Consider the following 24,631-nt stretch of genomic DNA (forward strand, 5'->3'; position numbering starts at 1 on the left):
AGACATAATGCGCGGATGGACTCTTCTGTCGATCCGCCCGCCACTGCAGGCCTTCAGGTCTTTGAGTTTCCCTGCAACGAGCGGGTGAGAACCATGCTCCGGCTTGAATGCCTGAGCCACCGCTATAGCCTGCTCAAGAAGCAAGACTGTTCCGCATCCCACGAGGCGGCCCTGGCCACCCTCTTCGAGCTCTACGACCTTCTCTCCAATCGCAGCGACATCAAGAACGAATTGCTCCAAGAACTCGAGCGCCAACGGCAGCAACTTGCCAAGTTCGAAGGGCTTCCCGATGTCTCCAACGATCGGCTTCAGGCGGTCATTGGCGAGATCGGTGCCATCTTTGCTGCCCTGGGAGATGTTCGGCTTCGCCTCGGTGCCCACATGAATGAGCTCGAGTTCCTCATGGCCATCAAGGGCCGAGCGGGCATTCCCGCGGGCAACTGCGGCTTCGACCTCCCAGCCTTGTCTGTCTGGCTCAAACGAGATGCGGCGAGCCGCCGAGGGGCCCTCGAAGAGTGGGTTCGGCCGCTTCAGCCATTGCTCGACGCCGTCGACCTCGGCCTCAAGCTGCTGCGCCAGGGTGCATCGCCCGTGGCATACGACGCACAGAATGGTTCCTTCGAACTCAGCCTCAGTGGCCAGCAGATTCGTCTGATTCGCATCGAGACACGCGACCCGCAAGAGCTTGTCTGCGATGTCAGTTCAAACAAGTATGTGGTGGCCATCCGATTCCGCAAGCTCGATGCATCCCTCAAGCTGCAGCCCATCGCTGGCCATACGGCCTTTGAACTGACGCTCTGTGACTTCTAGCCCGCTCTAGCACGGGCAGGGTGGCTGGCAGGACGGGAAACGGTGCCGGCCCATCCAGGCGAATCCAACACAACTGCTGGCCCTCCAGTCCGGCCTCTGCAGCCAAGTGCATCAACTGGCCTGCGGCCCTCCAGCGTGTAACCCAAAAGAAATGAAGCCTCACATGGGCATGGCTGTAGGCATGTGTGGCCGACCAGCCAAAGCTGGCCTGCTCCACCGACACGCCCAGCTCTTCTTGAAGCTCGCGGGCCAGGGCATCCTCGAGTGACTCATTGGGCTCCTGTTTGCCACCCGGGCATTCCCACCAGCCCGCATAGACTTTGCCGAGTGGTCGGCTGGCCAGCAGCACTTGTTGCCGATCCTCGGAGAGGATCAGACCCGCCACCACACGGAGCTCAGGCGCTGTGTCCATGGTGGCTGGCGGCCCAGTCCTTGGCAAAGGCAAGGGCCACGCGGCCAGAGCGCGACCCCCGGGCGGTGGCCCACTGGAGCGCCTCTCGCCGGGCCGCCTCATGGTCGGCCGCAGGAACGCCATGCACGGAGAGCCAATGCGAGACGATGTCCAGGTAGTGGGTCTGGCTGAAGCTGTGAAAGGACACCCAGAGGCCAAATCGCTCCGACAGCGAGATGCGCTCCTCCACGGTCTCGCCAGGATGAATCTCACCATCGGCATCGGTGTGGGCCGACAAGTTGTCGCGCATTGACTCGCTCATGAGATGCCGACGGTTGGACGTTGCGTAGACCAACAGGTTGTCGGCCTGGGCAGACAAGCCACCATCGAGAACGGTCTTGAGTGCCTTGTAGGCGGCATCGCCTGTCTCAAAGGAGAGGTCGTCACAGAACAGAATGAACCGCTCTGGCCGACCATGAACCTGGTCGGCGATCTCGGGCAGGTCGACCATGTCGGACTTGTCCACCTCGATGAGGCGCAGGCCTCTCGCACCGTAAGCCGTCAGGCAGGCCCGCACCAGAGACGACTTTCCGGTGCCCCTGGCACCGGTGAGCAGGACGTTGTTTGCCGGTCGGCCCGACACGAACTGCTCGGTGTTGCGAACCACACGCTCGGCCTGGGACTCAATATGGCAGAGGTCGGCCAGCGAAATGCTTGCAAAGTGCTGCACCGGCACGAGGGCCGCGGTGGGGCCCAAGGCTGCCGGGCGGCGAACCCAGCGAAAGGCCCATTGGCTCGAAAAATCCACCGGTGCTGGCGGCTGCGGCAGCATGGCGTCGAGCTTGTGCAGAACCCGCACCAGGCTCGCACGCCAGTCTGAATCAGGATCGATAGTCGGCATTGATCGTGACGTAATCGTGAGAGAGGTCACAGGTCCAGATGGTGGCCGACGACTGCCCACGGCCCAGTCGAATCTCCACCTCAATCTCTGCAGGCGCCATGACGGCCTGGCCATCAGCCTCGGTGTAACTCGGCGCTCGTCCGCCGTCTTGGGCCACCAGCAGGCCATTGATCCGCACCGAGACCAGATTGGTGTCGAAGTTCGGCAGGCCGCTGTAGCCGACGGCGGCCAGGATACGGCCCAGGTTGGGATCGCTGGCAAAGAAGGCCGTCTTCACCAGCGGGGAGTGGGCCACGGCATAAGCAACCTGCCGCGCCTCCAAAGCCGAGCCAGCATCCTGAACCCGGATGGTCATGAATTTCGTGGCACCCTCACCGTCTCGAACGATGGCCTGGGCGAGGCCCTCGGCCAGTTCAAACCATGCGGCCTCAAAACGAGTCCAGTCGGATGCGGCCTGCCCTGTCCCGTGGGGTGACAGGACCACGCCCGACTGGCCCGTGGCCACCGTCACATAGGAGTCGTTGGTCGAGGTGTCACCATCGACCGTGATGGCATTGAAGGAACGATCGGCTGCGGCACGCGTGAGTGCCGCCAGGACCGCTGTGTCCATGGCGGCATCGGTGGCCATGTAGCCCAGCATGGTCGCCATGTTGGGACGAATCATGCCGGCCCCTTTGGAGATGCCCGTGATGACCACCTCACCATTCGAGAGGCGCACCCGCCGGCTCATGGCCTTGGGCTGGGTGTCTGTGGTCATGATGGCCTGCGCAGCATCGAGCCAATCGGCCTCAGGGGCAGCGGCCGCCTGCACGAGCCCCGCCTGAAGTTTGTCCATGGGAAGGTGTTCCAGAATCACCCCCGTGGAGAAAGGCAGGACCTGCTCAGCCGCCACGCCCAGGGACTGCGCCACCCAGTCACAGGTCTGCTGGGCATTCAAGAGGCCTTGCCGGCCGGTTCCAGCATTGGCGCAGCCGGTGTTGACCACCAAGGCCCGGATGGCTTTCCCGCTGGCAAGGTGGGCACGGCAGACCTGAACCGGTGCCGCACAAAAGGCATTCTGGGTGAAGACACCCGCCACCGTGCTGCCCTCGGCAAGCCTCATGAGGAGGAGGTCTTTTCGGCCAGACTTCCGAATGCCGGCACTCACCACCGAGAGAGAGACCCCCGCCACAGGGAGCAGCGAGGCTCGATCGGGTGGCGGGAGTTGAACGGGCACTAGCTCAGCGCCCCATGGCACTGCTTGTATTTCTTGCCCGAGCCACAGGGACAGGGGTCGTTGCGGCCCACCTTTGGAAAGCTGCGCCGCGTCGGCACGGTGGGCTCGGATTCGGGCTGCGCGTCGGGGCTTGCACCAGCATCGTCTGGCGCAGGGACACCCTCGAAATCGGCGTGGGTGTAGGAGACCGCCTTGGGCTCAACCGGGGCTGCAGCCTGGGCCGCCTGGGCGACCTCTTCCTCGGTGGCCACTTGAACATTCAGAAGGGTGCGGGTGACATCATCCCGAACACGACCCAGCAACTGCTCAAAGAGCCCGAATGCCTCACGCTTGTATTCCTGTTTGGGGTCTTTCTGGGCATAACCCCTCAGGTGAATGCCCTGACGCAGATGATCCAGCGCAGCCAGGTGCTCACGCCAGTGGGCATCGATGTGCTGCAGCAAGACCGAACGCTCAAACTCCAGAAAAACACCCGGTGGCAGCTGGCCCAGTTTGTCCTGATAGGCCTTGTCGGCCGCCTCGCAGATACGGGCCACAAGGTCGTCGTCATCGAGTTCGTCCTCGGACTCGAGCAGGCTCACCAATGGAACCTCCAGCCGATACAGTTCGCGAAGGGCCTGCTCCAGGCTGGGGAGATCCCACTGCTCCTCGATGCTCTCCATGGGCACGTGCAGCCGGGCCAGTGCTGTCAGTGCACCATGCCGAAGCCCGCCCACGAAGGCACTCAAGTCTTCCGATTCCAGCACCTCATTGCGCTGGGCGTAGATCATCTGGCGCTGCTCATTGGCCACGTTGTCGTACTCCAAGAGCTGCTTGCGAATCTCGAAGTTGCGGTTCTCGACCTTGCGCTGCGCACTCTCAATGGAGCGGGACACCATGCCGGCCTCGATGGGCTCACCGCGCGGCACCCCCAGACGGGCCATGATCGACTTCATCCGCTCGCCCGCAAAAATGCGAAGCAGGGGGTCGTCCATCGAGAGATAAAACCGAGAAGACCCTGGGTCGCCTTGGCGGCCCGCGCGTCCACGCAATTGGTTGTCGATGCGGCGCGACTCATGCCGCTCCGTGCCGATGATGTGAAGTCCACCCGCGGCCAGCACTTGGTCGTGCAGAGCCTGCCAGTCGGATGCATCGGGGCGGCCACCCAGAACAATGTCGGTGCCTCGGCCAGCCATGTTGGTGGCAATGGTGATCATGCCCGGCCGTCCGGCATTGGCCACAATCTCGGCCTCACGCTCGTGCTGCTTGGCATTGAGCACCTGATGAGACAGGCCCGCGGCGGTCAGTTGCTCAGAGATGCGCTCGGAATTTTCGATCGACGTGGTGCCCACCAGCACCGGCTGTCCTGACGCATGGCAGCGGCGAATGTCCGCAAGAATGGCTTCGAACTTTTCTTCGTCGGACCGGTAGATCTGATCTTGGAGGTCTCGCCGCACCATGGGGCGGTGGGTTGGAACGATGACGGTCTCCAGCCCATAGATCTGCTGGAACTCAAAGGCCTCGGTGTCGGCCGTTCCCGTCATGCCCGCGAGCTTTGCGTACATGCGGAAATAATTCTGGAAGGTGATGGAGGCCAGGGTCTGGTTCTCGGGCTCGATGGCCACCTGCTCCTTGGCCTCCACGGCCTGGTGCAGGCCGTCAGACCAACGCCGGCCGGGCATGAGCCGACCAGTGAACTCATCGACGATCACCACCTGCCCTGCCTGCACCACATAGTGCTGGTCTCGGTGATAGAGCGCATGGGCCCGCAGGGCCGACAGCAGATGGTGGAGCAAGGAGACCTGCGCCGAGTCGTAGAGGCTGGCCCCCTCGGGCACCAGCCCACGCTCGGCCAACAGCTGCTCGGCCTTCTCGAAGCCGGCATCCGAGAGGTGAAGCTGCCGAGACTTCTCATCCACAAAGTAATCGCCGGGGCCGTCCTCGGTGGGCTGTGGGTTGAGCATGGCTGGCAGCCCATTGAGCTGCTGGTAGAGCTGGGTGCTGTCGTCGGCCTGGCCTGAAATGATCAGGGGTGTGCGGGCCTCATCGATGAGGATGGAATCAACCTCGTCGACCACGGCAAAGAAAAGTCCGCGCTGGGATCGCTTGGCCCGCTCGGTGACCATGTTGTCACGGAGGTAATCGAAGCCAAACTCATTGTTGGTGCCGTAGGTGATGTCGGCCTGATAGGCCGCATGCTTTTCTTCAGATGACAGGCCCGACAAATTGATGCCAGTGGTCAGTCCAAGGAAGCCGTAGAGGCGGCCCATCCATTCGGCATCTCGGCGTGCCAGGTATTCATTGACGGTGACCACATGAACACCCTTGCCCGCCAGTGCATTGAGGTAGGTGGGAAGGGTGGCCACCAGGGTCTTTCCCTCACCCGTGCGCATCTCAGAGATCTTGCCCTCGTGGAGCACCATGCCACCCACCAGCTGGACATCGAAGTGCCGCATGCCCAAGGCACGCCGACCTGCCTCTCGGCAGACCGCGAAGGCCTCGACCAGCAGACTGTCCAGACTGGCCCCTTGGGCAATGCGCGCCCGAAAGTCATCTGTCTTGGCCCGAAGGGCCTCATCAGAGAGGGCTTGGAGGGCCGGCTCTTGGGCGTTGATGAGGGCCACGCGGGACTGGTACTTCTTCAGCAGGCGGTCATTTCGGCTGCCGAAGACCGAAGCAAGGAGTCGACTAAACATAGGGGTGCTAGCGTAGCATGAGGCCATGACGCGCCCGATCCAAGACGCCCTGCGATCCATCCCTGGCTTCGACCGACTTCAGGAGGCCGAGGCCATGACCCGGCAGGTTCAGGAGGCGCTTCGGCGCAATGGCCACGGCGCAATGGTCAGCCACGTCTTCTCCGCCCATCGGTCCGACCCCAGCCAGGGCATCCGTGGATCTCGGCTGGTCGTGGTGGCCCAGCACCAGGCTGCCATCGCAAAGCTCAAGCTCGTGAGCGCACCACTGCTGTCTCAACTCCAGTCGATGGGGCTGGGCCTACAGTCGATTCACGTGCGCGCGCCAGTGGCCATCACACAATCGGGGGTGCCCCTGCCACCCGCACGCCCACCCGTGCCTGCCATGGCGCGAAAGCGACTGCTCGATTCGCTCTTGGGGGATGGGGAGTTGTTGGGCCCTTAGGCCCAGGACCACTGCCGAGCCCAGGCCGGCGGCGCATGGGCCAGGTCTTCAAAAGACCGCTCCCGCCAGGCATCCGTCTGGCTCAAAAGCGCCCGCAGCAGCTGATTGTTCAGGGCGTGGCCCGACTTGAAGGCACGGTAGGCGGCCATGAGGGGCCGGCCCAAGAGATAGAGGTCGCCAATTGCATCGAGTGCCTTGTGCATGGCGAACTCATTGGGCTGGCGCAGGCCGCCCGGGTTCAGAATGCGGTGGTCATCCACCACGATGGCATTGTCGAGGCTGCCACCAAGGGCAAGCCCCTTGGCCCGCAGGTGGTCCACATCCCGAACAAATCCAAAGGTGCGTGCACGGGCAATCTCTTGGACAAAGGCGTTCTTCTCGAAGTCCACAGAGACGTCCTGGCCGGTCTGGTCCACGGCCGGGTGTTTGAAGTCGATGGTGAAGTCGAGCCGAAAACCAAAGTAGGGCTCAAGCCGTGCCCATTTGTCGCCGTCGCGCACCTCGATGGGCTGAAGCACCTCGACAAAACGCTTGGGTGCCGACTGCTCCTCCACGCCGCTGCTTCGAATCAGGTGAACAAAGGTCGCCGCGCTGCCATCCATGATGGGGATCTCGGCCGCATCGACCTCCACCGTGAGGTTGTCGATGCCCATGCCCGAGAGGGCTGACATGAGATGCTCCACAGTGGCGACGCGGACATGGCCATCGGCCAGGGTGGAGGCCATTCGAGTGTCGCCCACGGACGCGGCCCCAGAGGCAATCTCGTTGGGGCCGGTGAGGTCGGTTCGACGAAAGACAATGCCGTGGTCTGCGGGCGCGGGCACCAGGCCCAGGCGCACCCGCTGGCCACTGTGAAGGCCGATGCCTTCCACAGAGACCGGCGTCTTGAGGGTGCGCTGACGAAGCATGCAGGCTGGCGATCAGAGCTTGGCGAGGACCGCCTCTGCGCTGCTGACTTCAAATTTGCCTGGGCCTTCAATGGCCAGGTCTTGGACGATGCCGTCCTGAACGATCATGGCGTAGCGGTTCGAGCGAATGCCCATGCCACGGCCGGTGAGGTCCAGGGTGATGTCGATGGCCTTGGAGAACTCGGCATTGCCATCACCGAACATGCGAACCTTTCCACGGGTGCCGAGCTCTCGGCCCCAGGTGCCCATGACGAAGGCATCATTCACAGCAATACACCAGATCTCATCAACGCCTTTGGCAAACAACTGGTCGGCAAGGGCCACATAGCCGGGCGCATGCTTGGCCGAGCAGGTGGGCGTGAAGGCACCTGGCAGGCCAAAGATCACAATCTTCTTTCCGCGAACAAGGTCAGACACCTGAAAGCCATTGGGGCCCACGGCGCAGCCAGGGGTCTCTTCTTCGATGAACTCGTAGAGGGTGGAATTGGGAAGGGCCTGACCAATTTGAATGGGCATCTGAAACTCCGTTGGGGACAAGGATGAACAACACCCGGATCCGACAGGCAGGTCAGATCCGGGTTCCGAAGGAGACAGTCTAGTGCAGGTTCGGGTCAGTCCGCCTGCTTGCGAAGGAAGGCAGGAATGTCGAATCGGTCCATGCCGCCCTCCTCCAGGGCAATGACACGTGCGGCCGCCTCGCTCTTGGCGGGCTGGCGCCAAATGGCCGGACGGTCGTAGTCCTGGTAGTTACCGGCTGCGGGCGTGGGCTCCACCTCCGAACCAAAGTTCACGGGCGCGCCCACTGCATCGTCGGTGCCAGTTCGTGCCATGGGTGCGGCCGCGGTGCTGCGGACCAGGCTGGGTCGGCGTTTGGACGCACCAAGGCCCGTGGCCACCACCGTGACCCGCATGTCATCGCCCAAGGCCTCGTCGTAGACCGTGCCAAAAATAATGGTGGCATCCTCGGCGGCAAAGGTCCGAATGGCCTCCATGGCCACCTTGGTCTCCTTGAGCTTGAGGGTGCTGCTTGCCGTGATGTTCACGAGAATGCCGCGAGCACCCGAGAGGTCGACACCTTCGAGCAGGGGGCTACGCACGGCCTGCTCTGCCGCGATGCGAGCCCGGTCTGGGCCCGAGGCCGTGGCCGTGCCCATCATGGCCTTGCCCTGCTCACCCATCACCGTCTTCACATCCTCGAAGTCGACGTTGACCAGGCCTTCCACATTGATGATCTCTGCGATGCCCGCCACCGCGTTGTGCAGAACGTCGTCGGCGGCCCCGAAGGCCTCCTTCTGGGTCACCTCGTCACCCAGCACCTCTTCCAACTTCTCGTTGAGGATCACGATGAGCGAGTCGACCTTGCCCTCGAGTTCGGCCAGGCCCTGCTCGGCAGCCTTCATTCTGCGGCCGCCCTCGAAGGAGAAGGGCTTGGTCACCACGGCCACGGTCAGGGCACCCAGCTCCTTGGCAACCTCGGCCACCACGGGTGCTGCGCCCGTGCCGGTGCCACCGCCCATGCCGGCGGTAATAAAAACCATGTGTGCGCCACGAAGGGCCTCGGCAATCCGCTCACGCTCCGACTCTGCGGCCGCCTTTCCCGCCTCCGGCTTGGCACCCGCACCGAGTCCTGAGGCACCGAGCTGCAGGGAGAGATGCCCCTCGGCCTTGGCCAGCGCTTGGGCGTCTGTGTTGGCACAGACAAACTCCACGCCCGAGACCTTTCGGCGAATCATGTGGTGCACCGCGTTGCCGCCCGCACCGCCCACCCCAATCACCTTGATCACGGTGCCCAGGGTTTCTGTTTCTAACATTTGAAAGCTCATTGCATTTCTCCTTCGAAAGAGGACCTAAAAGTTGCCCACAAACCAAGACTTCATCCGCGCCAAGGTGTCCCGGAAGGATCCGGTCTGCCTGTCCACCTGTGTGCCGCGGAGCCACTGCACTCGCGCCTGCTCAAGCAGCCCCATCGCCGTGGCATAACGGGGACTGCCCACCACGTCCGCGAGGCTGCCCCGATAACTCGGTTTGGCCACACGGACTTGTTTCAAGAAAACGTCTTCGCCGAGCTCCACCATGCCGGGCAGTTGCGCACTGCCCCCCGTGAGCACGACACCGCCAGAGAGCAGTTCCTCAAAGCCGCTCTCGCGGATCACCTGAGAGACCAATGAGAAGAGCTCTTCCACACGCGGCTCAATGACCGCGGCAAGCGACTGTTGCGACAACATCCGCGGGCCGCGGTCGCCAAGACCCGGCACCTCAAAGCCAGCGGTCGGGTCGACCAGGGTCTGCTTGGCCACGCCATGGCGGCACTTGATCTCTTCGGCGTCCTTGGTGGGCGTGCGAAGGGCCATGGCAATGTCGTTGGTGATCTGGTCTCCAGCAATCGGAATGACGGCGGTATGCCGAATGGCGCCGCCCGCAAAGATCGCGATGTCGGTGGTACCCCCGCCAATGTCGACCAGGGCCACACCGAGTTCGCGTTCATCGTCGGTCAGGACGGCCAGGGAGGAGGCCAAGGGCTGCAGCATGAGTTCCTGCACCTCGAGGCCACAGCGTCGAATGCACTTCACAATGTTCTGGGCGGCACTCACGGCCCCCGTAACAATGTGCACGCGAACCTCCAGGCGAACACCGCTCATGCCCAGGGGCTGACGGACATCCTCCTGGCCATCGATGATGAACTCCTGCGGCAGCACATGCAGCACCTGCTGGTCGGCCGGAATGCTCACGGCCGTGGCGGTCTCAATGACCCGATCCATGTCGGCCTGGCTGACCTCCTTCTCCTTGATGGCCACCATGCCCGACGAGTTGAAGCTGCGGATATGACTGCCCGCAATGCCCGTCCAGACCGATGCGATCTTGCAGTCGGCCATCAGCTCGGCCTCTTCCAGGGCCTTTTGAATCGAGGCCACGGTGGAGTCGATGTTGACGACCACCCCCTTCTTGAGGCCGTCACTCTCGGCCTGGCCCAGGCCAATGACATCGAGCCGATCTCCATCGAGCTGGCCCACGATGGCCACAATTTTGGAGGTCCCGATGTCGAGACCGACAAACAGGTTCTTGGAGTCACGTGTCATGAGGGAATTCCTGTTGAAAGTGGCGCAGACAGCTCACAGCCGATGCGGGGGGGCTGGCCTTTTGCGCGGTGGGCGCCGCCTGCCCCATGGACACAGCGCGATAGGCGTATCCATTGGCATATCGAAGGTCAACGGCTGTGGGCCGCTCACCGGCCTCGCGCGCGAGACGCTCCTGGAGCCAATCCCGACTCTCCAAGAAGTGCCCGAGCCGCAGACGCCAGTCGGCACCCAGGCTGTCTCGGCCAAGCTCCACTGACATGCCGGACGACAAGGTCAGACGCCAGGCGAAATGTGGGGTGAGCATGACCCCGGTGAGGTCTGCTGGCCCGGCCTTGGACGCCTCCATGAGGCTCTGAATGTCGAGGGCTCGGCCGAGCACCCGCGACTCGGTTCCGATCGGCCCCGAGAGTGCGGGCAGCAGGCAGCCGTAGACCCGTCGCGCATCCTCGTGTGCCGCCGATTCCTCACCCAGGAAGAGCTCACCCTGCTGGTTAAAGAAGCGCCCATCCTCCCAGCTGGCCAGGGGCTGATGCTCCTCCACCCGAACCAACAATCGGTTGGGCCAGATGCGGCGAATGCTGACCTGACGGACCCAGGGGTGGGCTGCAAGCCGCGACTGAATCTCGTGGAGCGGGGCCGTGAGGGTGGTGCCAGACAGCCCATTGGCAAAGGCCAGGCGAATGTCTGCCTCTTGAACGTGCCGCATGGGGGCGCCCACGGCCTGCACCTCCACCATGCGCAGGGCAAAGGCTGGTCGACTCGCCAGCCAATGTCCGAGACCGAGCACGAGCGACAGCCCCGCAGCCCAGACCAGGGCGCTGCTCAGGCGCTGCAAGGCCAGGGGGGAATGCCAGAGGCTGCGAAGGCTATCCACGCGAGGCGCCCTCCAGCTTGGTGCGTGCAGAGGCAAGGATGGTCATGACCAGTTCGTCGTAGTCCATGCCAACAGCCTGGGCCGCCATCGGCACCAGGGAATGGTCGGTCAGGCCGGGAATGGTGTTGATCTCCAGCAGCATGGGCGTTGCCGAGACGCCGTCCCAAAGCAGGTCGACTCGCGCCCAGCCCTCGCAGCCGATGGCCTCGAAGGCAGACTTCGCCAAGGCCTGGAAATGCTCGGCCTGCTTGGGCGGCAAGGCTGCTGGGCACAGGTAACGGGTGGCATCGCCGAAGTATTTGTTCTGGTAGTCGTATCGGCCATCGGGAGCCTGAATCTCAATGACCGGCAGGGCCCGTAAAGGTCCAGCCGCCCCCCCACCAAGCAGGGCAATGGTGAATTCGCGCCCCGAGACAAAGGCCTCGGCCATCACGGCTGTGTCGTGCTCTGCAGCCAGGGTCACGGCCTGCCGGAACCCAGACCAGTCGGTCAGTTTGGTAAAGCCAATCGAGGATCCTTCGCGCGCAGGCTTGATGGCCAGGGGCAGTGAGAGCCCTGGCCCCAGCGTGGAGGGATCGGTGCTCGAGGTCACGAGCTGGTGGGCCGGTGTGGGAATGCCCATCGAGGCCCAGATTCGCTTGGTCAGCGACTTGTCCATGGCCACAGCCGAGGCCATGACGCCGGAGCCCGTGTACGGCAGGCCCATCCACTCGAGCACCCCCTGCACGGTGCCGTCCTCTCCGAATCGCCCATGCAGGGCAATGAAGACCGCATCCACGCCTTCGGTGCGCAATTCCTCCAATGGACGTTGCGCGGGATCAAAGGCCACGGCGGCCACACCACGACGTGCCAGTGCGGCCAGCACGCCAGCGCCCGTGCGCAAGGAAATTTCGCGTTCAGCAGAGCGCCCGCCCAGCAGGACGGCCACCCTCCGGTAGGGCATGTGCACCATCAGTGGCGCCCTCCCTGGGCCTGTAGCCGACCGGCCAGGCCACCAATCGTGCCCGCCCCCATGGTCACGACGACATCATCGTCTCGAACCACACCCTCGAGCAGGCCCGCGATGTCATCCACGGTCTCCGCGAAAATCGGGTCGACACGGCCAAGCTGGCGAATGGTGCGCGCCAGGCTTCGGCCATCGGCCATTGCCAACGGGGCCTCGCCCGCGGCGTAGACCTCCGAGAGCACCAGCACATCGACCGTGGACAGCACCTTCACAAAGTCTTCAAAGAGGTCGCGGGTCCGGCTGTATCGATGCGGCTGAAACACCAGCACCAGGCGACGCCCCGGGAACGCACCCCGAACGGCCTCGAGCGTGGCCCGAACCTCGACCGGGTGATGGCCGTAGTCATCGATGAGTTCCACCTGGGCCTGGCCAATCTGTGTGCGGCCCCAGCGTTGCAGCCGACGGCCAACACCCTTGAACTGAGAGAGTCCCGCAGCAATGGCCGCATCGGTGACACCCAGTTCGGTGGCCACCGCGCAGGCCGCCAGTGCATTCAGAACATTGTGCTGGCCTGGCAGGTTCAGCCGCACCGACAAGGGTGCATGGCCCTCGCGGAGCAGGTCGAAGGCCATGCTGAAGTCGCCCGCCTGAATATTGGCTGCGCGAACATCGGCATCGGCAGATAGGCCATAGGTAAGAACCGGCCGCGAAACGAACGGGATGATCTCGCGCACGTTTGCATCATCGACACAGACAATCGCCTCCCCGTAGAACGGCAGGCGCTGGGTGAAGGCGATGAAGGCCTGCTTGAGCTTGGCCATGTCATGGTCGTAGGTCTCCATGTGGTCGGCATCGATGTTCGTGATCACCGCCATCATGGGCATGAGGTTCAGAAAGGATCCATCAGACTCATCGGCCTCGGCCACAAAGGCATCACCCAGGCCAAGCCTTGCATTGGCACCCGCACTGTTGAGCCGACCACCAATGACGAAGGTTGGGTCCAGGCCACCCTCGGCGAGCAGAGAGGCCACCAGGCTTGTCGTGGTGGTCTTCCCATGGGTTCCTGCAATGGCAATGCCCTGCTTCATGCGCATGAGTTCACTGAGCATGAGGGCACGCGGCACCACCGGTATCTTCTTGGCCCGGGCCGCCTGCAGCTCGGGATTGTCAGACTTCACGGCTGTGGAGATGACCACCACATCGGCACCCTCGATCTTCTCGGCCGCATGGCCCAGATGGATGGTGGCGCCCAGTGAGGCCAGTCGCTCGGTGGCTGCATTGGGATGGAGGTCTGTGCCCTGCACACGGTAGCCCTGGTTGATCAGAACCTCAGCAATGCCAGACATGCCCGAGCCGCCAATGCCCACAAAATGAAGGCAACGAATCTTGTGCTTCATGGCCGTCCCTCCGCCTGCATCAGGGCCTCGCAGAGGTCGAGCATCCGAGCCTCCACCGCCTTGGGCTGTTGGCCTTCCAAGGCCTGGGCGGCCTGCAGAAGCACCGCCCGGTCGAGGCCACGAAGCCGCTCGGAGAGGCGGGCCTCAAAGTCCTTGCCCTGTGGAACCAGCCATGCGCCGCCTGCAGCCACCACGGCGGCCGCGTTGGCGGTCTGGTGGTCATCAATGGCGTGGGGCAGTGGTACATAGACTGCGGGCAGGCCCACGGCCGTCATCTCCGCCACGGTAGAGGCACCCGCACGGCAGACGGCGAGGTCTGCCCAGGCATAGACCGCAGACATGTCGTCGATGAACGGCAGCACCTCGGCAACCAGGCCAGCCTGGGCATAACGTGCCTGGCAGTCTGGCTGGCCAGCCGGCCCAGACTGGTGACGAACCTCGAATGCAATGCCCTCCTTGGCCAAGGTGGCCAGTGCGGCAGGCAGGCCCTCATTGAGTGGCCGGGCGCCCAGGCTGCCCCCGAGCACCAGGAGCCGCAGCGGCCCCGTGCGCTCGGCCATGCTGCTTCGGGCCGCACCCAACGCGATCAGCTCTTGCCTCACCGGATTTCCAATCCATTGGCTGTTGCCGGGTGCGAACCGTGTCTTCTCAAAGCTCACCACCACCGCCTGGGCCCACCGGGCAATCCATCGGTTTGCGGTGCCCATGACTGCGTTCTGCTCGTGCACCATCACGGGCCGACCCATGAGACGTGCGACCACGGCCACCGGAAAGCTCACATAGCCACCAAAGACAATGACCAGTCGGGGGGAGGCCTTGCGCATCCAAGCCCAGCAGCGCAGCATGGCCCGCAGCAGGCCAAAGGGCATCTGCAGCAAGGCCCAAAGCCCGCGTCCCCGAAGGCCCTGGAAGTCGAGTTGCAACAGGGGCATGCCGGCCTGCGGCACCACCCGTGCCTCCAGACCACGATTGGACCCCACCCAGCTCGGGCCATGGCCTCGGGCCATGAGTCCTTTGGCCACGGCCAGCGCCGGGAAGACATGACCGCCCGTGCCACCGGCGGCGATGATCACCTGGGCGCTCAACTGAAGGCTCCCATGCGATGCCGTGGTCGCACCATGCCGGCGGATTCCTGAATGGGGGTGCCGCGAATTCGCGCTCGATTCTCCATGTCGATTCGAACCAGCAGGCCCATGGCCATACAAACCGCGAGCATGGAACTGCCGCCGTGGCTGATGAAGGGCAGCGTAAGCCCTTTGGTGGGCAGCAGCCCTGTGTTCACACCGGCATGAATGAAGGTCTGCAGGCCGATCCAGACCGCAATGCCCTGTGCCACCAGACCGGCAAAGAGACGTTCCTGGGACATGGAGACGCGGCCAATTTCCATGGCCCGCCGGATCAAATAGGCGAAGGTCAGCATCACGGCGAGCACCCCGACAAATCCGAGCTCTTCACCGATCACCGCGAAGATGAAGTCGGTGTGCGGCAGGGGCAGGTGGCCCAGTTTGGCAATGCCCGTGCCCAGTCCAGACCCAAAGAGCCCACCGTGGCCAAATGCAATCAGGGCACCACAGAGCTGATAGCCCGTGGTCTGAACATGGTCTGGTGCACAGGGGCTCAGGTAGGAAAAGAGCCGATCCAGCCGCCACGGGGTGATGTAGACCATGAAGGCGAAGAAGCCGGCCATGAGAATGACCAACGGGACAATGACCCGAAGGCTCATGCCGCCCAAGAACAGAACGGTGGCCACGGTGCAGGTGATGACAATGGTCGAGCCGAGGTCGGGCTGATAGAGCAGCAGGAGAATCACCAGGAGCATCAGGCCTCCAATGGGGGCCAGGCCACGCAGCAGGTCAGACTGCATGCGCTCTTGGCGGCGCACGGCATAGGCGGCTGCGAAGACCAATGCAAAGAGCTTCATCAGTTCTGCCGGCTGCAGTGTGATCACGCCCAGGGGAATGGCACGCACCGCGCCATCCTTGATGAAGGCGGCCCCACCAATGAGCTTGATGCCAGCGACCACCACCAGCAGCGCAATTCCCAGCACGAAGGCCCAGGCCGAGAAGCGTTGCCACTGGCTGATGGGGATCGAGAGCAGGATCCAGAAGACGAAGAGGCCCACCAGCAGATGGGCCGGATGGCCTCGCATGAGCCGCCAGATGCTCGGGGCCTGTTCCGAGCCCGGCAGCGGGAGATTGGCGGAATAGACCATCACCAGACCGAGCATGAGCAGGCCCAGAAAGACGCCCATGAGGCGCCAGTCGGGCGGGGCCGGCCGCAGGACGTTGCCGAACCGGCTCAGCATGGCTGGCCTTCCTGCTGCGCGATCTCACGCGCAGCCTCCACAAACACGGCCGCCCGATGGGCGTAATTCCTGAACATGTCGAAGCTCGCGCAGGCCGGCGAGAGCAGCACCGTGGCATGGCCCGTGGACTCGGCCAGTTCATTCGCCTTGGCATGCGCCCAGCGCACCGCCTGGGGCAGGTCATCCGACTCCTGTGGCGATTGGCCGCGGGCCCGCAGCGCCTGGGCCAAGGCGGGGCCGTCTCGTCCAATGGTGGCCACCGAACAGCCTTTCTGTGCCAGGGCCTCCACCAGGCGCGAAAAATCCTGGCCCTTGCCATCGCCACCCACAATCACCACCAGGGCGCCGCCGAATGCCTTGAGGGCGGCCAGGGTCGCATCCACATTCGTGCCCTTGCTGTCATCCACAAAATCGACGGGGCCAATCGAGAGAACCGTCTCCAGGCGATGGGGCTCTCCGCGGTACTCACGCAGTCCACGGAGCAAGGCCGCCAGGTCCTGGGTCACCGTGAGGGCCAGCCCAAGGCTGGCCATCGCATTGCGAAGGTTGTGTGGCCCCGGAATGCGCAAGGCCGCTGCAGGCATCAGTCGCACCAAAGGCTCGGCTGCACTGGCCCGATGAACCAGCCAGTCGAGGCCCTCGTGGGCCACACCCAGGCCAGGCTCCGCGGCACCCAGTGGCGAGACGCCATAGCCAAATCGCTGGGGGGTCGCCTGCGACACATGGACTGCAATGGCCTCGGCCAGTGCTGCGTCGTCCCGGTCGACCCAGATGCTCTGCGCGGTGCAGGGCAGGCCAAAAATGCGCAGCTTGGCCGCGCGGTAGTCCTCGAGGTCGAGGTGCCAGTCGAGGTGGTCTTGGTCCACATTGAGCAGCACCGAGGCGGTGGGTGTGAATCGGTTCGCCAATGCCAACTGAAAGCTGGAGAGTTCGAGCACCCAGACCGCGGGCATCTGCCCGGCATCCTCTCGCATCATGAGGGCCTGCAACAGCGATGGGCTGACATTGCCAGCCACCTGCACATCCATGCCAGCCACACCCAGAAGGTGGGCCAGCAGCATCACGGTGGTGGTCTTGCCGTTGGTGCCAGTGACGGCCAACACTGGGGGCCTGGCCAGGGCCAGCTCGACCGCCTCCGCCGAGGCACCAGGGCTCGAGGCCAACCGAGAGATCGCCCAGTCAAAGAGGTCAAGCTCCTGCACGATGGGAATGCCTCGCGACAGGGCGGCAGCCCGCAAGGCCGCAACGGAGCCCAGCCGGTCCGGGTGGGGTGATAGGCCGGGCGTGCCCACCACCAAGTCCACACCGTCGAGCCACTGGTCCCCGAAGGGCATCGACTGCCCCCAGCGACAGTCCACGCCATCCGGGTCGGGGCTGGCCGGCTGCGCCCGGCTGTCGATGAGCCGAACCCGCATGCCCTGACGAACCAGCCAACGCGCCGTGGCCTGGCCAGACTCTCCGCCGCCGACCACCAAGGCCTGACGGCCTCGCCAATCGTGGCCGGCCTCCCAGTTCCAGGTGGGCTGCATCTCGTTCATGGCTATCGAATCTTCAGGGTGGCAAGCCCTGCCAGCACCAGCATCATGGTGATGATCCAGAACCGAACCACCACCTGAGTCTCCTTCCAGCCCGATTCCTCAAAGTGGTGATGCAAGGGCGCCATCCGCAGGATGCGTCGGCCCTCTCCAAATCGTCGTTTGGTGTATTTGAAATAGGCCACCTGCAGCATCACCGAGAGGGTCTCGGCCACGAAGACACCGCCCATCACAAAGAACACAATTTCCTGCCGCACCACAATGGCCACGGCACCCAAGGCCCCACCGAGGGCCAGTGCACCCACATCTCCCATGAAGACCGTGGCGGGGTAGGCGTTGAACCACAGAAAGGCCAGGCCTGCGCCCACCAGGGCTGCACAGAACACGGTGAGTTCACCGGCGCCTGGAATGTGGGGCAGCAGCAGGTACTTCGAAAAGACGGCGTTGCCCGCCACATAGGCAAAGACGCCCAGGGCCCCGGCGATCAGCACGGTGGGCATGATGGCCAGGCCATCCAGGCCGTCGGTCAGGTTGACCGCATTGCTGCTGCCCACGATCACGAAGTAAGACAGCACCACGAAGCCCCAGACGCCCAAGGGATAGGCCACACTCTTAAAAAAGGGAACGATGAGGTCGGCCTGGGATGGCAGGGTCAGCTCCAGGCCATTGTTGAGCCAGGTGAGGAACAGCTGCCAGGCCTGCTCATTGGAGTTTCCAGACACGGCAAAGGCCAGCACGAAGGCGGCGACCAGGCCAATCACCGACTGCCAAAAATACTTCCAACGACCGGGCAGGCCCTTGGGATCCCGATAGACCACCTTGCGATAGTCATCCACCCACCCCACCGCGCCGAGGCCCAAGGTGATGAGCAGCACCACCCAGACAAACCGGTTGGCAAGGTCTGCCCAGAGAAGGGTGGTCACCCCCACCGACAACAGGATCAAGGCGCCACCCATGGTGGGGGTGCCCGCCTTGACCAGATGGGTCTGTGGACCATCATGGCGAACGGCCTGCCCAATCTTCAGTTCGGTGAGACGCCGAATCACCCAGGGGCCCAAGAGCAGGCCGATGGCCAGGGCCGTCAGGGTGGCCATGACCGCGCGCAGTGTGATGTAGCCGAACACCCCCAGGCCACGGATCATGGGCTCGAGCAGGTCAAACAGAAAGAGCAGCATCGTGCGGATCCTTGGTCATGAGTGGGTCGATGAGGCGTTCCATGCGCATGAAGCGAGAGCCCTTGACCCAGACTATGGGCGTCAGGCCGCTGGCCTGCTGGCATCGGACCCAGTCCGAGACCCCCGCAAGCCATTCGTCAAAGGTCTCGGCTGACGCGGCCAGTCCGGTCCGACGGCCCGCGGATTGCATCGCCTCACCCCAGAGGAAGAGGCGGTCAATGCCCAGCGTCTGCGCATACGCAAGCACTTCGTCGTGAAAGGCGGGGCCGTTCTCACCCACCTCCCCCATGTCACCCAGGGCCATGGCCACTGGACGGGTGGCGGCGGACAGGGCCAGCATGGCCGCCCGAACCGAGTCAGGGTTGGCGTTGTAACTGTCGTCGATGAGACTGCCACCGCCCGGCAGTGGCAGCACACGCCCGCGGCCACGCACGACCTCAAATGCAGAGAGCCCCTCCGTGATCTGTGCATCGGAGAGGCCCATGGCCACGCCCACCGCGGCGGCGGCCGCAGCATTGCGCGCCAGGTGGGCACCAAAGCCCGCCACCTGAATGCCATGGAGCACATGGCAGCCACGGTCCGCGCTCAGCCGAGACAAGGAGAAGGCCACCGGGGCAAGGCTCGTGGGGTTGGCCAGCATCTCGAGCTCGCAGTCGGTCTGTGGGTCTGCGGCATCATCGGCCAGGCCAAATCGAATCAGACGCTGCGCACTGGTCTGCTCCCGCCAAATGGCCTCATGGTCTGGGTCACGGGGCACCACCGCCACCGCACCCGAGGCCATGGCCTGAAAGACCATGCCGTTTTCTCGGGCACAGGCCGCCACACTGCCCATGAACTCCTGGTGCTCGCGCTGGGCATTGGTCACCACCGCCACCTCCGGGGCCGCCATGGCGGCAAGGGCAGCAATCTCGCCCGGGTGGTTCATGCCGATCTCCACCACAGCCAGTTGATGCCGAGGCCTGAGCCCCAAGAGGCTCAATGGAAGCCCAATCGCATTGTTCAAATTGCCGGGTGTGGCCCAGCTCGCCGAAGGTCCGACGGCAGCCCGCATCACTGCGGCCACCATTTCCTTGACCGTGGTCTTCCCGTTCGAGCCCGTCACGGCAACCAGCCGACCCGGCCAGGCCCGGCGCCAGGCGGCCGCCAGCGCACCCAGGGCGGCCACGGTGTCGGGCACGAGCAACAAGGGCAGGCCCTTGGGTGGATTCGCCGGTGGACGAGCCACCACCGCCGCAACAGCACCCTGGGCCCCCACCGCGTCTAAAAAGTCATGGCCATCGAAGCGCTCACCCGCGATGGCGACAAACAAGGCGCCGGCGGAACATCGCCGGCTGTCGATCGAGACGCCCGCCATGGCCGCGTCGGCTGCATCGGGCGGCACCAGCCACCGCGCGGTCGTGAGCCCCGCTTCCTTTAGGGCCGGCACAAGATCGCGCAGCAACCAAGGCGCGCGCCAGGCCCGAAGGGCCGCCGCAGCCACAGCCGCCTCATCGAAGGCCAGGGTCTGGCCCTGCAGCACCTGGGTCTTCTCGTGACCCTTCCCACAGAGCAGCACAATGTCGGCCGGCCTTGCATGGTCGAGGAGCTGCGCAATGGCCTCTCGCCGGTCCTCGCACGAATGCACCTTCAGCCGCTGGCCCGCCGGCACACCCGCCAGAATGTCTTGAAGAATGTCCGCCGTGGCCTCTGAGCGGGAATTGTCGGCAGTGAGCATCACCAGGTCGGCCGCCTCGGTGACGGCCGCGCCCATCAGTGGACGTTTGGTTCGGTCGCGATCGCCACCGCAGCCAAAGAGCACGAGCAGCCGGCCCGATCGAGCCTGGGCCAGCGCTCGCATGGCCTCTAGCAGCACCGAGAGGGCCTCTGGCGTGTGTGCGTAATCGATCAGAACCATGGGCCTTGGCTGGTCGTCCTCGATGCGAACGGGCTCGAGTCGTCCAGCGGGCAGGTCCAGGCCCTCGAGGACCTGAGTCGCCTCGGCCATGGACCAGCCCAGCGACAGCATCAGCCCCCCCATGAGGCCTGCATTCTCAAGGTTGTGCGTGCCCCAGGTGGGAATCACCAGTCGAGTGTGGGTCTCTCCCACCGTCCAACGACAGTGCAGTCCGGCATCATCCACCGACTCGGCCACCAAGGTCTGGGCTGCCTGCGAGTCTGTGGTGCAGCCGACCCAGGTCACGGATGGCGCCTGCGAAATGGCCTGGGCCAGAATCTGCCTGGGTGCGTCGGTGGCAAGCTGGAGTTGCTCCATGGCCACCACCGATGAGACGCCCGGCAGGCGCATGAGCAAAGCCTTGGCCTCGGCATAGGCGGTCATGGTGCCGTGGATGTCCAGGTGCTCATGGCTGAGATTGGTCACACCCGCGGCTCGCAGTCGACAGCCCGCGAGTCGGCCTTGAACGAGTCCAATCGAACTGGCCTCCAGAAAGACCCAGGTCACGCCGAGGTCTCGCAGCCTGGCGAGCACTTCTTGAAGATCGACCGCATCCAGAGACGTGAGGCCAGGGCCCTGCATGACCTGCTGCTGCGCGGTGGCCAGAGAGTCCGATGCGCTCGGCTCAAAGCGGGTGACGCCAAGTGTGCCAATGCTGGCGGTGGAGACGCCCAGTCGGGCCAGCCCCTGCGCGAGCCCGTGCACCACCGACGACTTTCCGTTCGTGCCGGTGATGGCCACCAGGCCCATGGCCGAGGATGGATCACCATGAAAGCCGCTGGCCAGCCAGCCACTGCGAGCAGCCAGATCATCGAGGGTCACACAGTGTGGGGCCCAGTCGGAGGCAGGCCGACCTTCAAGCCAGGTGGTGACTGCCGGCGCACGGGCCGAGTCATAGACCAGGCCAAATGGCTGCCGAGATGCTGCGGCCTCCAAAAGGGCGTGAAGGCCATGCCGCTGGCCAGGCCGCAGCACATACCAATCCAAGGGCGTGAGCATGCTGGTGTTGGCCAGCATCCGGCCACCCGGCGACTGCTCGCGCAGTTGCACACCGAGTGCCATGGCCTGCTGGTCCACCGCGTGGGTCATCAGCGCGCGCCCTCGGCGACCCGCAGGAGGTCTGGAAGAATTCGAATCGAGGGGTCTGGTGACATCTGCATGCGGCGAAGGCTCTCGGCCGCGATCTCTGCAAAGATCGGGGCCGCAACCTCGCCTCCGAAGTAGCCCCCTGCCGTGGGCTCATCGACCATGACGGCGATCACCACGCGCGGCGCATCGGCCGGCACAAAGCCCGCGAAGGACGAGATGTAGCGGTTTTTCGCGTAGCCACCGCGCTCCGGCTTGTGTGCCGTTCCTGTTTTGCCGGCCACCCGAAAGCCCTGCACGCGTGAGCGCGGTGCCGTGCCCTCAGGCCCTGTGGCGCGCTCAAGCATTTGACGCATCTGGGCCGTCGTCTGACTCGAGAAGACGGGGTCGCCGACCACCGGGCCATCGACCGGCGTGATGCTCAATGGTGCGAGATCGCCGTCCCGTGCAAAGACGGTGTAGGCCCGAGCCAATTGCAACAAGGACACAGAAATCCCATGGCCGTAGGACATGGTGGCCTGATCGATGGCCACCCATGACTGCCAAGGCCGCAGTCGGCCCGAGATCGTCCCAGGCAACTGAATGGGGACGGGGCTGCCAAAGCCGGAGAGTCGATAACGCTCATAGAGCGTCTGGGCCGGCAGGCGCAGCGCGATCTGTGCTGTTCCCACATTGCTCGACTTCTCAAGGATCTCGCTCACGCTCAAGGGGCCGAGCTTCTTGGTGTCGCGGATGGTTCTGCCTGAAATGGTCATGAAGCCAGCGGCCGTGGGCAGCACACTGGAGGGACGAACGAGGCCCGCATCCATGGCGGTGGCAATCGAGAATGGCTTGAGGGTCGAGCCTGGCTCGAAGCTGTCGGTCACGGATCGATTCCGAACATGGGCAGGGTCGAGCCGTTGGCGCTGGTTGGGATCGAAGGACGGGGCATTGGCCATGGCCAAGAGCTCGCCCGTTCGCGCATCGATCACCACGGCGGCGGCAGCCTTGGCCTGGTGTCGTTTCATGGCGTCTTGAACCGCACGGTGTGCAATCGACTGAATGCCGGCATCGACCGACAGGCGCACATCCTCGCCTGGGGCGGCCGACCGTGACTGACGCTGCCCCACCACCTGGTTGCGTCGGTCCACCAAGACACGCTCGGTGCCTGCACGGCCTTTGAGCGTGTCGTCAAAGGCGCGCTCCACGCCCTCTTGGCCTCGGTCCTCTGCGTCGGTAAAACCAATCAAGTTGGCAAAGCTCTCGGCATGCGGGTAGTGACGACGAAACTCTTGCTCCAGGTCGAGGCCCGGCATGCGCAGCTGGCGAATCCGGTCTGCCTTTTCGAGGTCGAGGCCCGAGGCAAGGTAGAAGTATGTCTTGTTCGCCTGCAGCTTCTTCTGCAGGGCGGGCTCGCTCAGTCCCAGGAGTTTGGCCAACTCGGGCATGCGGGGATGCTGGGGCTTGATCTGAGACCGCACCACGCCCAGCCGATACTCGGGGATGCTCACGGCCAGCGCCTGGCCATGACGATCAAGCAGTCGGCCACGGGCGGCCGGGATGTCCCGCACCCGCTCGTAACGGTTCTCGGCCCGCCGTTGCCACTCCTCCACATTCAGGTGCTGCAGGACAAATGCCTTCACCAGCACCGCCCCAAAGGCCCCCATGAGCCCAATCAGCACAAGCCGACTTCGCCATGCCGTGGCCCGCCAGGTCAGGATGGAGTTGGGCTTGGCGTTCAACGCGCCCCCTGCGGCCGAAACTCACTGGTGTCGGCCGGACGAATCGGCACCATGCCAAGGCGGTCTCGAACCAGGCCATCGATTCGCGCGGGCACCCCGAGGGCCGCCCGCTGCACCGCCAGGGTTTCGATGTCGGACTGCAGCTGCTGACCCAGGCGATCGAGACGCTCCATTTGGGCATAAAGCCGGCGCTCCTGGTAGCGGGCATGCACCAAGGACAAGGCCGAGGCCACCAGCAAAATACCCAGGAGCAGAATTCGGCCGGTCATGCTGCTGCCCGTTCCATGATTCGCAGCACCGCGCTGCGAGCCCGTGGGTTCGCCGCACACTCCTGCGCCGTTGCACGGCACCGAGAGACCTCGCGCAGGGCAGATGACTGGGGTGACTGCGCATCGCGCAAGAGGGCATACCGTGCACGGGTCATGTCGGCCGTGCGCGGCGGCTGCACAGGTCGGCTCGCCTGCTTGACGCGACGATCTTCTAGCGAGTGAAAGCTGATGATCGCGAGACGCCCACCCGCGCGCAGCACGATGGGCGCTGACGCGAGGAGCGTCTCCAGTTCGTCGAGCTCCCGATTGAGATGAATCCGTATAGCCTGAAAGGTGCGAGTGGCCGGATGGTGGCCGGGCTGCGTGCGAGCGCCCTTCTTCGCATAGACCTGCGCCACAAGTTGTGCGAGTTCACCCGTTCGAAGCAGGGGCTCGGCTTGCCCGCGAGCCGCCGCCTCGCGGCGAGACACAATCGCCCGCGCAATCGGGCCAGAATACCGTTCGTCGCCATCTTCTTTGAGCACCTCCTCTAAGTCATCGGGATCCACCACGGCAAGCCACTGGGCTGCCGTCGGGCCCGTGGTCGGGTCCATCCGCATGTCGAGTGGCCCGTCGCGCGTAAAACTAAATCCACGGTGAGCCTCATCCAGCTGCGGGGAGGACACCCCCAGGTCTGCCAGCAGGCCGTCCACCATCGAGAGGCCGAGCTTGTCGAGCACCGGCTCCAGGGATGAGAAGGGGGCGTGGCAGAGCGTGAATCGAGCGTCTTGGATGACCTGGCCGGCGGCCACTGCATCGGGATCGCGGTCAAATGCCACGAGCCGCCCCGATGGCCCAAGCCTGGCGAGCAGCCCTCGACTGTGGCCACCGCGACCGAAGGTCAGGTCGACATAAGTGCCATCCGGTCTGATCTGCAGTCCCTCCAGGCTCTCCTCGAGCATGACGGGCTGGTGGTGCGAGGCCTGCACCG

The 24,631-nt window shown here is 64.3% G+C and carries 21 protein-coding genes; 2 read left to right on the plus strand and 19 right to left on the minus strand.

Annotated elements, in window-relative coordinates; genetic code table 11:
• Window positions 1-15 precede the first annotated feature (15 nt).
• Window positions 16-810: a cell division protein ZapD gene (zapD, locus tag AC8GDA_RS08705; RefSeq protein ID WP_506556138.1), complete on the plus strand. Its 795-nt coding sequence runs from the start codon at window positions 16-18 to the stop codon at window positions 808-810.
• Here zapD and AC8GDA_RS08710 read toward each other — a convergent pair.
• From AC8GDA_RS08710 to secA, 4 genes are read right to left on the minus strand one after another with little or no spacing between them, the layout of a single operon-like run.
• Window positions 752-1,222 carry a (deoxy)nucleoside triphosphate pyrophosphohydrolase gene (locus AC8GDA_RS08710; RefSeq protein WP_506556139.1) on the minus strand — a complete coding sequence of 157 codons (471 nt, stop codon included), beginning with the start codon at window positions 1,220-1,222 and terminating at the stop codon, window positions 752-754. The two genes, zapD and AC8GDA_RS08710, sit on opposite strands and share 59 nt — an antisense overlap.
• Complete coding sequence (locus AC8GDA_RS08715) at window positions 1,206-2,102, minus strand: ATP-binding protein (protein ID WP_506556140.1); 897 nt, start codon at window positions 2,100-2,102, stop codon at window positions 1,206-1,208. Before AC8GDA_RS08715 ends, AC8GDA_RS08710 begins: the two co-directional genes overlap by 17 nt.
• Complete coding sequence (gene argJ / locus AC8GDA_RS08720; protein ID WP_506556141.1) at window positions 2,083-3,318, minus strand: bifunctional glutamate N-acetyltransferase/amino-acid acetyltransferase ArgJ; 1,236 nt, start codon at window positions 3,316-3,318, stop codon at window positions 2,083-2,085. Before argJ ends, AC8GDA_RS08715 begins: the two co-directional genes overlap by 20 nt.
• Window positions 3,318-5,993 carry a preprotein translocase subunit SecA gene (secA, locus tag AC8GDA_RS08725; protein WP_506556142.1) on the minus strand — a complete coding sequence of 892 codons (2,676 nt, stop codon included), beginning with the start codon at window positions 5,991-5,993 and terminating at the stop codon, window positions 3,318-3,320. Before secA ends, argJ begins: the two co-directional genes overlap by 1 nt.
• A 25-nt stretch (window positions 5,994-6,018) precedes the next feature.
• Between secA and AC8GDA_RS08730 the strand changes: the two genes are divergently transcribed.
• A complete protein-coding gene (locus AC8GDA_RS08730) occupies window positions 6,019-6,435 on the plus strand; it encodes a hypothetical protein (protein WP_506556143.1) in 417 nt (138 codons plus the stop codon).
• On the opposite strand, the gene lpxC is transcribed toward AC8GDA_RS08730, so the two are convergent.
• From lpxC to rsmH, 15 genes are all read right to left on the minus strand, one after another.
• Window positions 6,432-7,343 carry a UDP-3-O-acyl-N-acetylglucosamine deacetylase gene (gene lpxC / locus AC8GDA_RS08735; protein WP_506556144.1) on the minus strand — a complete coding sequence of 304 codons (912 nt, stop codon included), beginning with the start codon at window positions 7,341-7,343 and terminating at the stop codon, window positions 6,432-6,434. The two genes, AC8GDA_RS08730 and lpxC, sit on opposite strands and share 4 nt — an antisense overlap.
• Window positions 7,344-7,355: 12 nt before the next feature.
• Window positions 7,356-7,859 carry a peroxiredoxin gene (locus AC8GDA_RS08740; RefSeq protein WP_506556145.1) on the minus strand — a complete coding sequence of 168 codons (504 nt, stop codon included), beginning with the start codon at window positions 7,857-7,859 and terminating at the stop codon, window positions 7,356-7,358.
• A 95-nt stretch (window positions 7,860-7,954) separates the two neighbouring features.
• A complete protein-coding gene (gene ftsZ, locus AC8GDA_RS08745; RefSeq protein WP_506556146.1) occupies window positions 7,955-9,166 on the minus strand; it encodes a cell division protein FtsZ in 1,212 nt (403 codons plus the stop codon).
• A 24-nt stretch (window positions 9,167-9,190) separates the two neighbouring features.
• Window positions 9,191-10,420, minus strand: a complete 1,230-nt coding sequence (ftsA, locus tag AC8GDA_RS08750) for a cell division protein FtsA (RefSeq protein ID WP_506556147.1) — start codon at window positions 10,418-10,420, stop codon at window positions 9,191-9,193.
• Window positions 10,410-11,294: a cell division protein FtsQ/DivIB gene (locus tag AC8GDA_RS08755; protein ID WP_506556148.1), complete on the minus strand. Its 885-nt coding sequence runs from the start codon at window positions 11,292-11,294 to the stop codon at window positions 10,410-10,412. Before AC8GDA_RS08755 ends, ftsA begins: the two co-directional genes overlap by 11 nt.
• The gene (locus tag AC8GDA_RS08760; protein WP_506556149.1) at window positions 11,287-12,246 is read right to left on the minus strand and encodes a D-alanine--D-alanine ligase; all 960 of its coding nucleotides are present in this window, start codon (window positions 12,244-12,246) and stop codon (window positions 11,287-11,289) included. Before AC8GDA_RS08760 ends, AC8GDA_RS08755 begins: the two co-directional genes overlap by 8 nt.
• Window positions 12,246-13,637, minus strand: coding sequence for a UDP-N-acetylmuramate--L-alanine ligase (gene murC / locus AC8GDA_RS08765; protein WP_506556150.1), 1,392 nt, complete (start codon window positions 13,635-13,637; stop codon window positions 12,246-12,248). The genes AC8GDA_RS08760 and murC overlap by 1 nt, the downstream gene beginning before the upstream one ends.
• A complete protein-coding gene (gene murG, locus AC8GDA_RS08770) occupies window positions 13,634-14,722 on the minus strand; it encodes an undecaprenyldiphospho-muramoylpentapeptide beta-N-acetylglucosaminyltransferase (RefSeq protein ID WP_506556151.1) in 1,089 nt (362 codons plus the stop codon). Before murG ends, murC begins: the two co-directional genes overlap by 4 nt.
• Window positions 14,719-15,942: an FtsW/RodA/SpoVE family cell cycle protein gene (locus AC8GDA_RS08775; protein ID WP_506556152.1), complete on the minus strand. Its 1,224-nt coding sequence runs from the start codon at window positions 15,940-15,942 to the stop codon at window positions 14,719-14,721. The genes murG and AC8GDA_RS08775 overlap by 4 nt, the downstream gene beginning before the upstream one ends.
• The gene (murD, locus tag AC8GDA_RS08780; RefSeq protein ID WP_506556153.1) at window positions 15,936-17,480 is read right to left on the minus strand and encodes a UDP-N-acetylmuramoyl-L-alanine--D-glutamate ligase; all 1,545 of its coding nucleotides are present in this window, start codon (window positions 17,478-17,480) and stop codon (window positions 15,936-15,938) included. The genes AC8GDA_RS08775 and murD overlap by 7 nt, the downstream gene beginning before the upstream one ends.
• 2 nt (window positions 17,481-17,482) lie before the next feature.
• Entirely contained in the window at window positions 17,483-18,652 is a 1,170-nt protein-coding gene (gene mraY / locus AC8GDA_RS08785; protein ID WP_506556154.1) for a phospho-N-acetylmuramoyl-pentapeptide-transferase, read from the minus strand.
• Window positions 18,633-21,674: a UDP-N-acetylmuramyl-tripeptide synthetase gene (gene murE, locus AC8GDA_RS08790; protein WP_506556155.1), complete on the minus strand. Its 3,042-nt coding sequence runs from the start codon at window positions 21,672-21,674 to the stop codon at window positions 18,633-18,635. The genes mraY and murE overlap by 20 nt, the downstream gene beginning before the upstream one ends.
• On the minus strand, window positions 21,674-23,392 hold the full coding sequence (locus AC8GDA_RS08795; protein WP_506556156.1) for a peptidoglycan D,D-transpeptidase FtsI family protein: 1,719 nt from the start codon (window positions 23,390-23,392) through the stop codon (window positions 21,674-21,676). Before AC8GDA_RS08795 ends, murE begins: the two co-directional genes overlap by 1 nt.
• Entirely contained in the window at window positions 23,389-23,661 is a 273-nt protein-coding gene (gene ftsL / locus AC8GDA_RS08800) for a cell division protein FtsL (RefSeq protein WP_506556157.1), read from the minus strand. Before ftsL ends, AC8GDA_RS08795 begins: the two co-directional genes overlap by 4 nt.
• Window positions 23,658-24,602, minus strand: a complete 945-nt coding sequence (rsmH, locus tag AC8GDA_RS08805) for a 16S rRNA (cytosine(1402)-N(4))-methyltransferase RsmH (RefSeq protein ID WP_506557230.1) — start codon at window positions 24,600-24,602, stop codon at window positions 23,658-23,660. Before rsmH ends, ftsL begins: the two co-directional genes overlap by 4 nt.
• Between the last annotated feature and the right edge of the window lie 29 nt (window positions 24,603-24,631).

Source organism: Hahnella aquatica (SeqCode), from assembly GCF_965194505.1.
GTDB classification, from domain to species: domain Bacteria; phylum Pseudomonadota; class Gammaproteobacteria; order Burkholderiales; family Burkholderiaceae_A; genus Hahnella; species Hahnella aquatica.